Origin of the sequence: Sinorhizobium sp. CCBAU 05631 (assembly GCF_002288505.1) — a bacterium.
Lineage (GTDB): Bacteria > Pseudomonadota > Alphaproteobacteria > Rhizobiales > Rhizobiaceae > Sinorhizobium > Sinorhizobium fredii_C.
Window position 1 is genome coordinate 1,311,547 of sequence record NZ_CP023063.1, and the last position, 15,322, is coordinate 1,326,868.

General features: G+C 61.0%; 13 protein-coding genes. 7 read left to right on the top strand and 6 right to left on the bottom strand.

Translation table 11 applies throughout. From position 1 onward, the window contains the following. Positions 1-535: 535 nt before the first annotated feature. Positions 536-1,725, bottom strand: a protein-coding gene (locus SS05631_RS06410) for an IS3 family transposase (protein WP_086022828.1) whose coding sequence is annotated in 2 segments (ribosomal slippage) — positions 536-1,473 and positions 1,473-1,725 — 1,191 coding nt in all. Because the reading frame shifts where the segments join, the coding sequence is not laid out codon by codon here. A 752-nt stretch (positions 1,726-2,477) separates the two neighbouring features. Continuing rightward, positions 2,478-3,284, bottom strand: coding sequence for an SH3 domain-containing protein (locus SS05631_RS06420; protein WP_095677940.1), 807 nt, complete (start codon positions 3,282-3,284; stop codon positions 2,478-2,480). A gap of 572 nt (positions 3,285-3,856) precedes the next feature. Here SS05631_RS06420 and SS05631_RS06430 point away from each other — a divergent pair. The 3 genes from SS05631_RS06430 to SS05631_RS06440 all read left to right on the top strand — a co-directional run bounded on the left by SS05631_RS06430 (position 3,857) and on the right by SS05631_RS06440 (position 6,994). Continuing rightward, complete coding sequence (locus SS05631_RS06430) at positions 3,857-4,561, top strand: carbonic anhydrase (protein WP_037426817.1); 705 nt, start codon at positions 3,857-3,859, stop codon at positions 4,559-4,561. 4 nt (positions 4,562-4,565) lie between these two features. Further along, complete coding sequence (locus tag SS05631_RS06435) at positions 4,566-6,095, top strand: SulP family inorganic anion transporter (protein WP_037426818.1); 1,530 nt, start codon at positions 4,566-4,568, stop codon at positions 6,093-6,095. Between the two features lie 533 nt (positions 6,096-6,628). Then, positions 6,629-6,994 (top strand): DUF2188 domain-containing protein, encoded by a 366-nt coding sequence (locus SS05631_RS06440; protein ID WP_037426821.1) that lies wholly within the window; start codon positions 6,629-6,631, stop codon positions 6,992-6,994. Between the two features lie 339 nt (positions 6,995-7,333). Here the strand turns inward: SS05631_RS06440 and SS05631_RS31320 are convergent, their stop codons facing one another. The 3 genes from SS05631_RS31320 to SS05631_RS06460 all read right to left on the bottom strand — a co-directional run bounded on the left by SS05631_RS31320 (position 7,334) and on the right by SS05631_RS06460 (position 8,384). Next, positions 7,334-7,714, bottom strand: a complete 381-nt coding sequence (locus SS05631_RS31320) for a hypothetical protein (RefSeq protein ID WP_162109188.1) — start codon at positions 7,712-7,714, stop codon at positions 7,334-7,336. Next, positions 7,668-7,931, bottom strand: coding sequence for a hypothetical protein (locus SS05631_RS06450; protein WP_083854336.1), 264 nt, complete (start codon positions 7,929-7,931; stop codon positions 7,668-7,670). The genes SS05631_RS31320 and SS05631_RS06450 overlap by 47 nt, the downstream gene beginning before the upstream one ends. A 207-nt stretch (positions 7,932-8,138) precedes the next feature. Then, positions 8,139-8,384, bottom strand: coding sequence for a hypothetical protein (locus SS05631_RS06460; RefSeq protein ID WP_037426829.1), 246 nt, complete (start codon positions 8,382-8,384; stop codon positions 8,139-8,141). A 217-nt stretch (positions 8,385-8,601) separates the two neighbouring features. Between SS05631_RS06460 and SS05631_RS31770 the strand changes: the two genes are divergently transcribed. Beyond that, a complete protein-coding gene (locus SS05631_RS31770) occupies positions 8,602-8,895 on the top strand; it encodes a hypothetical protein (protein ID WP_083854333.1) in 294 nt (97 codons plus the stop codon). A gap of 458 nt (positions 8,896-9,353) precedes the next feature. Here the strand turns inward: SS05631_RS31770 and SS05631_RS06470 are convergent, their stop codons facing one another. Continuing rightward, complete coding sequence (locus SS05631_RS06470; protein ID WP_157213220.1) at positions 9,354-10,454, bottom strand: POTRA domain-containing protein; 1,101 nt, start codon at positions 10,452-10,454, stop codon at positions 9,354-9,356. Positions 10,455-10,522: 68 nt separating this feature from the next. On the opposite strand from SS05631_RS06470, the gene SS05631_RS06475 reads away from it, so the two are divergent. Genes SS05631_RS06475 through SS05631_RS06485 form a run of 3 tightly spaced genes read left to right on the top strand, consistent with a single transcriptional unit; the run spans position 10,523 to position 14,941 of the window. After that, a complete protein-coding gene (locus tag SS05631_RS06475) occupies positions 10,523-11,611 on the top strand; it encodes a GNAT family N-acetyltransferase (protein ID WP_157747990.1) in 1,089 nt (362 codons plus the stop codon). After that, positions 11,601-12,440, top strand: a complete 840-nt coding sequence (locus SS05631_RS06480; protein WP_037426837.1) for a glycoside hydrolase family 16 protein — start codon at positions 11,601-11,603, stop codon at positions 12,438-12,440. The genes SS05631_RS06475 and SS05631_RS06480 overlap by 11 nt, the downstream gene beginning before the upstream one ends. Further along, positions 12,440-14,941: a phosphotransferase gene (locus SS05631_RS06485; protein WP_144353224.1), complete on the top strand. Its 2,502-nt coding sequence runs from the start codon at positions 12,440-12,442 to the stop codon at positions 14,939-14,941. Before SS05631_RS06480 ends, SS05631_RS06485 begins: the two co-directional genes overlap by 1 nt. Positions 14,942-15,322: the final 381 nt, after the last annotated feature.

Consider the following 15,322-nt stretch of genomic DNA (forward strand, 5'->3'; position numbering starts at 1 on the left):
AAGAACGCGGGGGCGAGGTCGTATAGAGGTCGCAATCGCAGCCGCCTGGGCTTGATTGAATCCAGGCTTTTGTCAAAGATGGAGCGAAGTCCAAGCGTAGTCGGCAAGCATCGGTTTGGCAGATCAAGCCTCCCTCTAGACCGAATGCCGCCGGATCCACTCGTCTACCTGAGGCTTGGGCCAGCGGATCATTCGGCCGTACATCGGAATTGGCTCCGGAAACGAGCCATCCTTTCGCATTCTCCACAGCGTAGTCCGAGATACGGCCAATAATCGGCACACGTCCTTCACCGTGTAGAACCCGTTTGTTTCCGCGAATGTCACGTTTGGTCTTCGGGCACTTCTGCGGCATCGCGGCAGTCGGTACTCCGGCACACACTACCCAAGAGATTCCGCTGGTGATGTTCGTCGACCCGCCCTAGCGGCCGGCCGGGTTCAGAGAACGGCGGCGCCGATCGAGCCCGCCGGCTTCGGCAGCCAAGCGCCGATCTGGTATAACTTCGCGGGGGACAGCACCTGACCTGCCACTGAACTTTCATCCAGCGGCGATTAGAGCCTCGGCGGTTTTCATTACGCCACTTGGCGCGGTGGGAGCAACCGGCGGAAGCGCGTAGCCTTCATCTTGCGCAGCGTTGGAGCCGGTTGCGGCGATGGTTCCGGCATAGCTTGCCGGGGTCTGATATCCGAGCGATGAGTGCGGCCGGGAATGGTTATAATCGTCTGCCCATTCGGCGATGGCGCTGCGGGCATGATCGAGACCGAAAAACAGGCTTTCGTTCAGCAGCTCGTCGCGCATCCGCCCGTTGAAGGACTCGATATAGCCGTTCTGCATCGGCTTTCCCGGTGCGATGTAATGCCACTCGACCTTGTGCTCCTTTGACCAGGCGAGGATCGCGTTCGACGTGAATTCCGTGCCATGGTCGGAGACAATCATGCCGGGCTTGCCGCGCCGCTCGAGGAGCGCCGTCAATTCGCGAGCAACACGACGGCCGGAGATCGAGGTGTCGGGGATCGCTGCCAGGCATTCGCGCGTCACGTCATCGACGATGTTGAGCACGCGAAATCTTCTTCCGCAGGCGAACTGATCATGGACGAAATCCAGCGACCAGCGGGCATTGGCCTTCGCTTCGACCAGTATCGGCGCACGCGTGCCGACGGCACGCCGCCTGGCTTTCCGCTTGCGAACCGTAAGCCCTTCCTCGCGATACAGCCGATAGATGCGGTTGACGCCGGACGGCTCTCCCTCCCGCCTGAGCAGGACGAACAGTCGCCGGTAGCCGAAACGCCGTCGCTCGTTGGCGAGGTCGCGAAGCTTCTTCCGCAGTTCGGCCTCTGACGGTCGGCGTGACCGATAGCGCACCATCTTCCGGTCAGCGGAGATGATCTGGCAGGCCCGCCGCTCCGAGAGGCCCATGACGGCCTTCAGATGCGCGACGGCTTCACGCTTGGCGGCGGGCCTTACCATTTTTTTGCAAGAAGCTCGCGGAGTGCGGCGGCATCCAGCATCTGCTCGGCGAGCAGCTTCTTCAGCTTGGCGTTCTCCTCTTCGAGCGCCTTCAGGCGCTTCGCCTCGGAAACCTCCATGCCCCCGTATTTGGCTTTCCAATTGTAAAATGTCGCATCCGAAATCCCATGCTTGCGGCAGAGGTCCGCCACCTTCGCGCCAGCCTCCTGCTCCTTCAGTACCGCAATAATCTGCTCTTCCGTAAATCTCTGCTTCTTCATGCGTCCGTCCTTCAATAGGCCGGACTCTAATCCAAACTGGAGGAAATTACCCGTGGCAGGTCACACCGGCTGGACTTCAGTGCTCCCGGAGCCAAGTGCCTCCACCAGCTCTCCGATACGCATTTTACTCCTCTCAGTGGCGGCGATTTGCCGCCTATCCGCTCATCGCAGGCTCGCTACTTGGACGGCCGCGATGCCGCGGTGTACCCCCAGCCAGTCGATCCAACTGGCGATCGAAGCAAAACAAAAGGCTTGAGTATGGCCCCGCAAAGCAGAGGGCAGCGCCTCGCCGAGGGCCGTGTCACGGATTGAAAGAGTGTCACTGGTTCGAAACGGCAAGGGCTCGCCTAGCGCTGGCCCTCCTCATCATCGAGATCGCTTGCGTCACACTAAGAGCCCGCGAGTTGGACGACCTCTACGAGGAATACGCTGTAGCGGCTGAGATGCTCAAACGTCTCCAGAAGGAGACTCCTCGTCGCGAGGAACTAATTGCCGAATACGAAGGTTTGTGCCTAAGTATCCAAGCCGCTGTTGTAGAACTTCTGGAACGGCCGATCATTCCGACCTGATCACCCCGTCGAAGCCGCTGTGGAATGCGGCATCACGCGCGCCCGATCAACCAGAGTCCAGCGTCTTTCAGGCTGACCGGATCGCCGGGTTTTACTCGCTTGGGCTTTGAGGCGACGGAAGCGATTCCGGGTTCGCGAAGCCCGGCCGTCGGTGCGACAGCATCTCTGCCGCACGGGGCCACGTTAGTCCGGGCAATCCGGTTCGCCGGGTTCGCAGAAACGTCGCTGCTGTCTGCGGCGGTCATTGTCACCACCCCCGCGGTCACGATCGTCGTCGCCGCGGCGGATGACGCGATCGCCATCATTGCCCCCACGCTCGAAGTTCCGACGGTTGCGATCGCCGCCGCGCAGATCACGGTCGAAGTCCGGCCGCCTGTCGACATCAGGCCTGCGGTTGGGGGCGCGATCGAAATCCGGAAGGCGCTCCGGGCGATCGTCGAGGTCCCGCCGTCTTTCGGGGGGAGGGCTCAAATCGGGCCTCCGCTGCAATCTCTCGTCGAATTCCGCGGGCGGAGCTGGCCTTGGCTCGAATTCAGGTCTGCGGCTGGGCGATGGTTGCGCACGGCGATCCGGGCCGCGATAGAAGTCCGGTCCGCGGCGCCAGCGATCGCGGTCGCGGTAAAAGTCACGGTCGCGGTAATGACGATCCCAATAGCTGCCGAAGCTGAAGACCACGACGGGAATACCGAGCCGCCCATAATATTGAGGCCCGACATAAACGCGGCGCTGTTCATAAAGCGCCTGGATATATCGGCCGTGCACCCAGCCACGGCCGTCGTAGAACTCCACGTCGCACCATGGCACGTCGGCAAGACAACCGTAGATTTCGATGGATTCGCCGGCCGGAATGACAGTGATCGCCGGGTATGCTGTGCTTGGCCCGGCGCGCATGTTGACGTTGGCCGTCGCGAAGCCTTCTGCCGCCTGAGCGATCGCCGGAGCCAGCAAGAGCATACCGGCCGCAGCAATCTTCAAAAGGACGCGTTTCACTTTTTCAACTCCGAGGGAGGCAGGTATCATCCTCGCAACCGGTATTTGATTTTACTCCGGCTCCCGGGCATAGTTGGAGGGCCTGCCAGCTTTGTTAGACGACCTCCACGTCTTGTCTCTCAATGGTTTATAGCGCTGCATGAACGCAGCTTGAACGGAAGAGTCTCCGCTATAGACCTTGAGCGGAGACGACAAGACAGGCTCTCGGACGGGCACAGCCATCCGCCCTCCGGAGCAAGGTCCCTTCGCCGGGACGATGGATGGGTTGGGCCGCTATGCGATCAGCAGCACGAGGTAACTGTGCCTCTAAAGATTGTCCAACCGGTCCTCAGCAGACCCCATAGAGCAGCGGCCCAGCTCCGACTGCGGACAGAAGCAAGCACTTGGAACTCCCCAGTCGGCGGGGACGCATGCGCACGCCTCACGTGTTGTTGATCGTGATCTAGCAGCGGCTGGTTGCACTGCACCCTTTTTGCTGTTCTTTTCGCACCTGCGAACAGATCGCTTCTGCAACCCGCCGGACGAGAGACATTCCTCCCAGTCCGACGTCCGGCCAGAAAGAGGATCCGAACATGGGTGATCTCCTCAAAGGTATCTCCAATTTTCGCGGCGCGGTGTTTCCCAACCAATCGGCGCTTTACCGCAAGCTGGCGAGGGAAGGCCAGCAACCACAAGCTTTGATGATATCCTGTGCCGATAGCCGGGTGATGCCCGAGACCATCACGCAAGCAGGTCCCGGAGATCTCTTCGTCTGCCGCAATGCCGGCAATATTGTTCCGCCGTTCTCGACCCTCAACGGCGGGGTCTCCTCGGCAATCGAATATGCCATTCTGGCGCTTGGCGTAAGTGATGTCGTCGTGTGCGGCCATTCGGACTGCGGGGCGATGAAGGGCCTGTGCCATCCGGAGTTGCTCCAGCCGATGCCCAATGTCGCGGCCTGGCTGCGCCACAGTCACGCCGCCTATTCGATCGTCTGCCGGGCCTATCCTGACGACCTTTCCGAAACTGACCGCGTGCGCGCCGTGGCGATGGAAAACGTCGTCGTTCAGCTCGATCACCTGAAGACGCATCCTTCCGTGGCCGCAAAACTCGCCACCAGCGAGATCACCCTTCATGGCTGGTTCTTCGACATCGAGACCGGCGAAGTCCAGGTCTATGACGGGGCGACAGCGACCTTCACGGTGCCGCAGGACGGGGAGCCGCTGCCGGTCGCGTTCACCGGCCGCGATCGCCCGCATGTCATGCCGCAAATCGCAGCAACACTTGCCGCGGAGTAGCGCCATGACAGCCAATAGCTCGTCCTTTTCGCGCGACCTCGCCTCGTCGCTGGTCGTTTTTCTCGTGGCCATTCCGCTGTGCCTCGGGATCGCAATCGCCTCCGGCGTGCCGGCTTCCATGGGCCTGATCTCCGGGATCATCGGCGGCATCGTCGTCGGCTTCCTGTCGGGCTCGCCGCTGCAGGTCTCCGGACCTGCCGCCGGACTTGCCGTCATCGTCTTCGGCTTCGTAGAGGACTACGGCGTCGCCATGCTCGCTCCCGTCCTGCTCGTCGTCGGATTCCTGCAGATCGCCGCGGGATTCCTGCGGGTCGGCTCCTGGTTCCGGGCGATCTCGCCGGCCGTGGTTCATGGCATGCTCGCCGGTATCGGTATTCTGATCATCTTGGGGCAAATTCATGTGCTGATGGATGCCAAGCCCGCTGCCGGCGGGATGGAGAACGTCGCGGCGATCGAGGACAGTCTCGCCCGTCTTTGGGGGACTGGCCTGACAAGCGAGGCAACCGCGTTGAAGGTTGGCCTCATATCTCTCCTTGCAATGGTGTGCTGGGAGAAGTGCCGGCCGAAATCCCTTGCGCTGGTTCCGGGAGCGCTGGTCGGGGTCGCGTCGGCGACGGTTCTCGCCGCCGCATTGGAATTGCCGATCGCACGAGTGGAGGTGCCCGCCTCACTCGTCGAAAGCATAACACTGCCGAGTGTGGATAGCTTTGCCCGAATGCTTGAGCCCGGGATCATGCTCATGGCGGTGATGATCGCCGTTATCGCCAGTGCCGAAACCCTTCTCTCGGCTGCGGCCGTCGACCGGATGCATGACGGGGTGCGTACCAAATTCAACAAGGAGCTGTTCGCCCAGGGCGTCGGCAACGGGCTCTGCGGCCTCCTCGGCGGATTGCCAATCACCGGCGTTATCGTCCGTTCCTCCGCGAACATACAGGCCGGCGCACGCACGCGGGCCTCCACCATCTTCCACGGGATCTGGATATTGGGTCTGGTGGCGCTGGCGCCGGCTTTGTTGACCTTGGTCCCCTTGTCGGCGCTTGCCGCGGTTTTGCTCGTCACCGGATGGCGGTTGATCAGCCTGCGCCATGTCCGCCACCTTTTCGAGCACCATGGATTGGTCCCGGTCGGCATCTGGGCGGTGACCGTCGCAATGGTCGTCCTGCAGGACCTGCTGGTCGGTGTCGCGCTTGGCCTGGCGCTGTCGATCGTCGAGATCGTACCGTACCTTCGCCGAAAGCTTGCGATCAGGCATGCCGAGATAGACGAGGAAATCCATGTCCAACTCGGCGGCGCCGCCACCTGCAGGGACGTGCCTAAACTGCTCAACACGCTCGAGCAGTTGCCCGAAGGCCGTAAGGTGAGGATCGTCGGTGAGGACCTTCATTACATGGATCACACCAGCGCAGAGACCATCAGCGAATGGTTACGGCGCGAGGCGAGGTCCGGCCGGGCCATCGAGGTCCATCCGCCGCGGGCAGTGCGGCATCCCCGGCTGAAACCACTGTTTCAGCGATTTTCCACTGAGGTCGCATAGGATATTGGGAGGGCAGTCGCCCTCCCTTTTTCTCGGTCAGGAGTTGGGTGACCCGCATCTCACCGAATGACAGGCCGCCACTGACGACGGCGTCTGGGGGTGGGGCCCGACGGCGGCCCTTTTCGCGAGCGTTGTTCTCCGAGCCCAGAGCTTCTTATAGTTTTTGACACAAGGCGGTAATCGTGCCCCCGGGCGCCGAGCCCGCAACCAATCCGACGAATGCGGCTGCGACTAGGATGAAAACGGCGGCGACGAAGAGCACCAATAGCTGGTGCGTCGACTCTCGGAGACTGTTTTCCTGTGCATGGATGGTACCTGCGGGGGATTACGCTATGAATTCCTCGGCGTTTGCCGAAGACGCAGGAGGCATCATGCCCGCGGCGCGCTGCGATATATGCAGCTTACATGCCGTGATTCTAATGGAGGCTTAACGCCCGTATTCAAATCACCGCAGAGGTGGCACTCCGCCGCATCGACTTGCTCGGAACTAAGATCAATGTCGGATGTTTTGCTTCAACTAACGGAGCAGCGCTATGCCAAAGGTGCAGTATGAGATAGTGGAGCACGACGGGGCTTGGGCGTACAAAGTTGACGACGTCTTCTCTGAAACCTTTCCTACCCACGCCGATGCACTTGCCGCCGCCGAAATTGCAGCGCGTCAACATGAGCTTCCCGGTTCGACGGAGAATATCGAATTCCAGGACTCCGCCGGTCGCTGGCATGAACAAGTCGCGTTCGGTTTCGATCGCCCTCTTACCGAAGTCGTCGATACACCGGAGGTCCGGAACGCGGCAGAGCGCCGGGTTCCAGAGCAGCGCAGCGCATTTGGCACTGTTCTGCTGCTCGCTGCTACTGCCTTCGCGATAGGCTACCTTCTTCGTCTTACCCAACGTCGCTAACTCGAGAGCCGCTTGCTCATCTTGCCCATGGGAGAGCACCCAGCACGACGGCCGACGCTCGCTGAAACGGAGGCGGAGCAGGCGTCCCGCTGCTCACCAAATAGATACTTGGGATAAGCCGCTTACCCGGCTCGCTGCGGTGGGCGGAAATGGCGGAAGTCGAACTTCGCACCGTATCGGCGAGGGGCACCTACGGGTCGAAGGAAGCCGCACTTCACGAGCCCTGTGCGGCTCGAGCGCGAGGAAGGTCACGTTCTGACTAGAAAGGTCGCATAATGGATCAACCGGAACTCGATCGAGCCGAGCATAGGAGCAGTCATGTTTGGGCCATTTTGGCCATTAGGATCTCCAGTTCCGCCATTTGTCTTTTCGCATGATCTCAGCGCGCCCTTCATCGGTGACCACCCATTCGCGCACACCACGGAAATCCAAGCCAATCAGCGCTCCTGGCTCGGCGCGTCTCATCGTGTGCTCGCCAGCATTTTGAATCACGTCGGGCGTGGTGCAGTCCGAATGATCTGTCATATAGCACAGGACCTTGGTTGGTTGGCGCTGAGCCGGCCTGTGCTGGTCGCGGTCAATGTCTTTAGCGGTCTTCGCTGTCTGCTCTGTGGGTGCGAATTGGTAGCCCGCCAAATAGAAGCTATTGGCGCGAAATGCGCCGGTCAGGCCGCTAATGGAGATTCTGAACTGGCTCGTCCAGGAAGCTGCGGATGCCATCTCGCTGAACGGTGGCCAGGAACTCTTCGAACGCCTCTCGATCAGTATCGAAGGGGTCATTCCAGACGGTCGTGTTTCCTTCCTCGTCGAGCACCTCGAGCATCCAGTCGAGATTTGTGCCGGCGGGCCGGTAAATGCGCAGAATAACGGTCACATCATCATCGAGGAACTTGCCGGAGAATTCAGAAAACTCGTACTGCTGATCGTTTTGGGTCATCAGCCTCTTTATAGCATGCTGATGCACAGAAGGGCGGATTTCATGTGCTGATTATCCCTTTTTGCGGAGTCGGACCGCCGACGCCTTCGCCACGCCTGCTTCATGCGAGTATCATCCACTGTTCGCTCTTTGAGTTCCTCGCCAGCCTCGTAGCGCGACAGTGGCAGGTGCGACTTTTGCGAGAGCAGCAAGTCCCTCACTCCCAATCTAACGCCAGTACCTCCGCCCGCTGTCGACTGACGATCGACCCACAACAAACCCGATTGCGAAGGCGAGGGCGCCGACCGTGAGCGCCAGGCCGGTTGCTGTGTATGGGTGATCCGCGGCGCCGACCACCACAGCGTTTGCTTCGCGGCTCACTGCGTCGGTGGCTGTCTTCGCTACCTTTCGGACGCCGGTAGGCGGTTCGGTCGGCGTCCCGGTGAAGCCGGCGCTCAGTTCGTCTTTGGCCATGTTGTTTCTCCTTCTGGGGAAGGAGGAACCGACGACGGGCGAGGAGGTTCCGGATATCAGTGCACCGACCCCGAACGCGCGTACAGCGGGTTCAGTAGGTCGATTATATCGTTGACCTGCTGCATCTCGAAACCGATCTTGCTCAGCCCGAGCGTCGCCATTCATCAGCGGTTCAGGCTCGATGGCTCAATCTGATAGGCAGCGAGAGGAGTCCACGATGACAAAGCTCTTGGCCGCCCTCACAGCCGTACTGCTGGCTGCGTCCTTCGCTTTACCGCTAAACGCCGCGCCGACTTTCGTGCCGAAACACGAGCAAGTGCAGACCGGCGCCGTCGAACAGGTTAGACACCGGCGTCATTGGCGCGCGGAGCGCCACTGGAATAGGCGGCACGCTCGGCTTTCCTGCCGTTACTACGGCCGATGCTATCCTCGCCATTACGGATACTACGGCTATCGTGACTACCACCGCTACCACCGGCGGCCAGGAGTCACCATCTATTTCAATTTCTAGCGACGGCCGAAGCTGACGCCGCAACCCGCGACGAATAAGGCGGGTCCGATGTGACGGTCCCGGCGGAAAAGGCAACGCTCTAGGGGGTACAGTCTCTGCGCTTTGGCCGCGGCGCAGATCATGCGGCGTGGCTGGAATAGCGGAGTCTACGATTCAATTCCTTTCAAGGCGAGGGATAGGAGTCGGCATCCCGGCTTGGGGGCATGTTGCCGGCTTTCGATTGCCGCAGTCGGGTGGATAGCCGAAATTTATTGGGATGGCACTGAATGACCGCTGAACGCCACAATGCGGATGTCGCGAAAAAGACCAAACACGGGCGACGAATCCATTCAAGGGAAAAGATACGGGGTCGGGATTCGACCCCAAAGCGGGACATGCGCTTCGGATGCCGCTATTCTCTCGTCGCAGATCCGCTTCGTCCCGGAGCGTCATCTGGAGAAAACTGAGGCCAACGCCTTCTACAGGAAGTGGGCCAGTCTATGAATTGCGAGGCCCGCAAATGTCAGGGCGCATGCGGTCGTCATCCACATTACTGGCCGCAAGCGGTTTGGGGAGATACCCGCACTCGTTGCGATCTGAATGATCGCCAGCCCTGTCAGGGTGGCCACCCCGCTTACCAAACCGAATGTTCCCTGTGGCTGTGGCAATGACGGATTGGCCGGCCTTTCCTGTAGACGCACCGCGAGGTCGAGCGTCGCATCGTTCCCCCTTGCTGTGCCGATGTTGACAGCATCGACGTTGGAAAGGGCTTTAAGCCTTTCCCGCATCTCCTCTACCTTGCCGCGCTCGTAGCGCTCTCCGGGCCGGAAGGGGATGAGGCGCTTGATCTCACTCTCGCGCAGGCGGCGCAAGCCGTCGAACGTCACTGTGCCAAAACGCAATCTAGGACCAGCTTCGAGGTGCACGAGGGCGGTTACAACGCCGTTCCCCGAGCGGATCCACTCCACCTTGCTGAGCTGTGCCAGAGCAAAATCGATCTCACCGACCCGATAGAGGATGCGGCTGCCTAGGTTGTCCGCAGCCTGTGCGCTGGCGGGTTGACCTATGTAGTCATCGATAATGGATGCAAGTTCGTCAATCACCTGTCGATCGAGTTCCTGCTGCTTAACTCCTTTCAGGAGTACAGCCGCCACAGTATAAAGCTTACCCAGCGACGGCCGGAGCACCAATCCGGTGCTGGAACGATCCAGAGCGACCTGCGCATCCAGATATCCGAGCTCGACCATGATCCGTTTCAGCCTTGTGCGTTCATGCTCGACAGGGCTTTCCGGATCATTGGCCGAGATCGTATTTCCAGCTCGCATGCCCTCGATCAAGAGTGGCAACTGATAGGCTTCCCGAAGTGCCGATGCGATGGCCGGCTGCGCTACGTTCCGCGTGTCAAGCTCTACCGGCGACGCGGCTTTGGCCGGCACCACCGACGCCAAGACTAACCCGAAACAGAGGATCACGCTTAAAGATTGGCCACAGCTTCTTATGAGAACTCGACCTTCACGCGCGTTCTGTGTCGGTGTATATTCAAGCGGTTTGGTAGTTTCGAGGTTGCCCCAACTTTTCATTTTGTGCGTCACGCGTCTATAATACTGCATCGGGTTTCAGTCTGCCGCATAACTGGGTTAGCACCTCCTTGGCGACCGTATTATCGCACGAAATGGATGGTGAGTCCGTGGCTAACGTCGGTCTGTCTCGTTTCGATAATCCGGCCGCTGAGACCATCTGGCGCGAACTCTATCAGCGGAATGACGAGGCGATCGCCAGCCTGTCGCCTGAATGGGCCGAGGCGGTCGTAGCTGCTGGCAACTTCCGCAGCAGCCCGCAGTTCTATGAGTTCGACGACGGGGCCCGCGCTGTGCTTCCCCTGTTTACCAAGGGCGTCGGTTCGTTACGCTACGCCTGGTCGCCGCCGCCGGCCTGGGGGTTCGGCGGCATCCTGTCTGATGGCGCAGTCACGCCCGCGCATCTCGAGACTATTTTCGCGCATCTCGAAACCTTCCCCTGTCTCGGCGTCAAGATCCGGCCGAACCCGCTTACCGCCGACCTCTGGGCAGCCGGGGCCAGACCGGCGTGGACTTCAATCCCTCGCTGCGCGCATGTGGTCGACCTTTCGGGAGGTTTCGACGCTGTGCGCGGACGCTTCCACCGCAATGCCCACACAAACATCCGCCGCGCACGCAGGCTAGGCGTTGAAGTGGATGTGGGTAACAGTGAGGGGTTGATCGACGAATTTCATGAGCTGCTCCAACTCTCCTTCGTTCGCTGGGCGCGCAAGCAGCACGAACCCGCGGCGCTCGCGCACTTCCGCGGCATGCGCCGGGATTCACGCTCGAAATTCACGACCATGGCCGCGCGAATGGGCAACCGATTTCGTCTGTATGTTGCCCGCGCCGGCGGACGACCGGCAGCAGCGATCCTCGTTCTGGCGGACCGGCAGGCGCACTACACCCGAGGTGCTATAGACGAACCCCTTGCCGGGGAAACGAAGGCCACAGACCTGCTGCAGGCGACCGCGATTCAGGACGCGTGCCGTCTCGGCAGCACGCATTACCATATGGGCGAGACCGGAATTTCCAGGTCGATCGCACAGTTCAAATGCAGATTCGGAGCCGTTGCCGTTCCCTATGCGGAATACCGTTACGAGCGGTTTCCACTGGCCCGGCTCGACGGGTTTGCTCGAGGGGCCGTCAAACGCATTCTGGGGTTTCGCGATGCACCCTAAGTGGTTGCCCGTCCTCGTGGGGCTTGCGTGTTTAGTGGTCTTCGTCCTGCTGCCGAGGCTCGCTACTGAGCCAACTCCGCTCGTCAAGGACGGTACGTGGCGGCTGATCTTCGCAGACGAGTTCGACGTGGTGAGCCTCGACCGGGAGAAATGGACCACCTGCTACTGGTGGAATAAGGACGGCTGCACCAATCTCGGGAATGGGGAACTCCAGTGGTATCGGCCCGAGAACGTCTCCCTCAACGAGGGGCTTCTGCGGCTGCAGGCGAGACCGCAAAACATCATTGGCTTCGAGGGGCGCACTTTCGAATATACGTCGGGAATGGTCACCACCGGCCGCGACTACGAGGAACTGCCCCGGCCCTCACGAGTCCGCTTCCGCTACGGGCATGTCGAGGTACGGGCGAAGATCCCGGATGGCAAAGGCTTATGGGCGGCAATCTGGTTGTTGCCGGAGACGCGTGAGTCGCGACCGGAGATCGATGTCATGGAGGCGCTCGGCGACTCCCCGACGACCCTGCGGGTGCATTATCATTACCGCGACGAGGCCGGCGAAAAACAGAGCGTCGGCGAGAAGGTTAAGACACCAAATCTGACGCAGGACTGGCACGTCTATAGCCTGACCTGGGATCCCGACAGGATCATCTGGTATCTCGATGGCAAGGAGGTGTGGCGATATTCGGACGCTGGCTCAATCTCCAACGAGGACATGTACCTGCTGCTCAACCTTGCCGTCGGCGGAGAATGGGCTGGGTCGCCCTCGGAGAATACGAATTTCCCTGCCGAGTATCTCATCGATTACGTGCGCATCTGGCAACGGGATGGATGATGATGTCACTGAGCCAGCCCCACAGTCGCGCCAGGCTTCCGTCACTTCTGTTGCAGGTGCGGCATGCCCTACCAGCGGCCGTACGCTCCCCACTGATCTGGAACGGCTATGCACTGATCGCGAGCGCCGGACTCACATCGGCCCTCGGGCTTGCGTTCTGGGGGCTGGCGGCCCGCCTCTACTCGCCTGAGCAGGTGGGTATTGGGGCGGCGCTCATTTCCACCATGCTGACGCTTGGTAACATTTCCCAGCTCAACCTCGGTAACTTCCTGAATCGTTACCTGCCCCCCGCCGGACGGAACGCCCTGCGGCTGATACTGGCGGCCTATGCCCTCGCCGGCGGCGGCGCGGCAATCTTCTCTACATTGATCATCTTATTTATCTCGCATCTCGTCTCGGAACTGGGTTTTCTCCGCGACGAACCGCTTTTAATGGCCGCTTTCGTCGTAGCAACGGTCGCCTGGACGCTCTTCGCCCTGCAGGACAGCGTGCTCGCCGGACTGCGACGCTCAACCGTAGTGCCAGTCGAGAACGCGGTCTTTTCTGCCGCCAAGCTGCTGCTGCTCGCGCTCTTGTCCGGTTCCTCCCTGCTCGGCTCTGGCCTTTATGCCGCGTGGGTGTTGCCACTTCCCCTGTTGCTTGCGCTAACCAACTGGCTGATCTTTTTTCGCTTTCTGCCGCAACACAATGCGGAAACCTGCGCGCCCGACAGGCGCGCGCTGATCCGCTACTTCGGCTGGGACTATGCGGGAACTCTCACTTCCATGACGGCCATTGGCGTCGCGCCGCTGATCATACTTCATTACGGCGGCCCGGGTGAGCTGGCCGTCTACTACATCTCCTGGGAAGTCGCCTACGGTCTCTATCTCGTCAGCCGGTCCATGGGAGTATCCCTGCTTGCCGAGGCCGCTTTCGAACGCAGCAGGCTGCACCAGCTGGCCGTCGACGCGCTGATCTACGCGACCGTGCCCCTTCTGGCGGGCGTCGCCCTTCTCCTTCTCGGTGCGCCGCTGCTTTTGTCGCTGCTAGGCGCGCAATATGCGGGAGCGAGCTCCCTGTTGCTGCAGCTTCTCGCCCTGTCTTGCCTGCCATGGAGCCTCGTTACCCTCATGCTTGCCGTAGCGCGGGCAACTGGCCGGACAGAAGTCGTGGCAACCGCGCAGGTCGTGACGCTCGCAATCGTGCTCGGCCTCGGTACGCCGCTCGTGATCGCCGCCGGTGCCGTCGGCATGGCGGCCGCATGGCTGGTCGCGCATTGCTGTGTTGCGCTCGCCCTGCTGGCCTATGTCTCGCTTCGTCTCGGCCCAACGGGCCGATTCGAACTAGGCCTTCGAATCCTGTCGTCGCTAGCGCGGCATTGGCGTAGCATCGCTCCTCGTGAGCGATCCTCGGTGTCGCTCGAAGTCTCTATCGCGCAGTTTTGCGCGGTGACACGGCTTGGCGCCGCCGATCCCCGCACCGTTCGCGAATTCCGCCGTGAGAGCGACGTGCGCACGGGGCTGTTTAAGGCATTGAAGACCGATGGGGAGGGTTTGATCTTCAAATCCTCTACATCCGCCGGAGGGCGGGGGGCTCTTGTGCGGCACATATTGCGGGCGCAGGCCCTGAGGACCGAGCCCTTGCTCGACGATCTCGGCTTCGAGGTTTCAAGGATCGTTGCCTGCCACGTGTCGACGTCGGAGGTTAGCTTGGCGGAGCATGCATGGCCGGGAGAGGACGGGCGCGCCGTACTTTCATCAGGCCGCCTGCATTTCCCTGCCGTTACATGCGCCATCGCTGGCATTGCCGAGATTCACGCGCGCACGGCAATGACACGAACGATCGACAGACAATGGTTGCAGCGTTGGGTCGACGGCGGCGTCGAAGCCGCAAGGAAGGTGCAGTGCTGTTTGTTGGACGATGCGACGCGCGCCAAGGGGCTCGCTCATTTCCTCAAGGAGCAGCGTCAGTTCTGGGCGGGACGGCGGCTGCCGCTTGGGCTCGGCCATGGCGACTTTTGTCCGGGCAATCTCCTTTTTGCGGTAGGGCCGGGTGACACGGACGCTCGGCTGGTTGCGATCGTCGATTGGGAAGCTGCCTCTTGCGACGCTCCCCCCGGGATCGACGCGATGTTCATGCTTCTAACGGCCCGTGCGCTGGGTAGCGGCGAAGAACTGGGTTTCGTTGTGAGGCAAATGCTGCAGAATCCAGAGCTGACACGCCAGGAAGAACTAAGCATGGCTTCGCTGCGGACAGCTATCGAAGTATCCTATGGCTCTCTGCGCCACCACGCAGTCATTCGAGCGCTCTGCGGGCTGGCATGGTGGCGGCACATTGCGGCGAACCTGTCTAAATCATCAAGCTTCGCCAACAAGCCTCTCTGGGTATCCATCAACGTCGATTTGGTCCTTGCCTGCTATATTCAGGACTCCGAGACCGCTGGCGGGCTGTTGTCGGCCGTTACCACCGGTCTCAAAAGCCTGAAGATCCACGGGTCCAGGACCAAGTCGGCACTGCCATAGTGAGTCGCAGCGATGCCCAGGAAAGCGAAAACTGAGCGCCGGAAGGGCACATCAGACAAGCGCAACCGCATTGCCCGCGAGCCAGCACCAGCAATCCCTGAAGAGCCGCCAGCCCCCGCGTTAACCCCGGAACCCACCACGGGCAAGGCAAGACAGCACCGCAGGGTAGCGCCGGCGGCAACGAAACCGAGTGCGGGCCGATCCGCGGCCAAGCCTGCAAAGCGGCCCCGCAAGGGGATGGGTCCGCTTGCCAGACGTATAGAGAAAGCCCAGAAGCAGCTCGACAATGCGGCGCAGCGGCTACGGGAAATCGATAATGGCCTAGCCTTAACCGTCCCCGGTGTCCAAGATGAGGGCCCTGACAAGGCGCCTCCGCCGCCT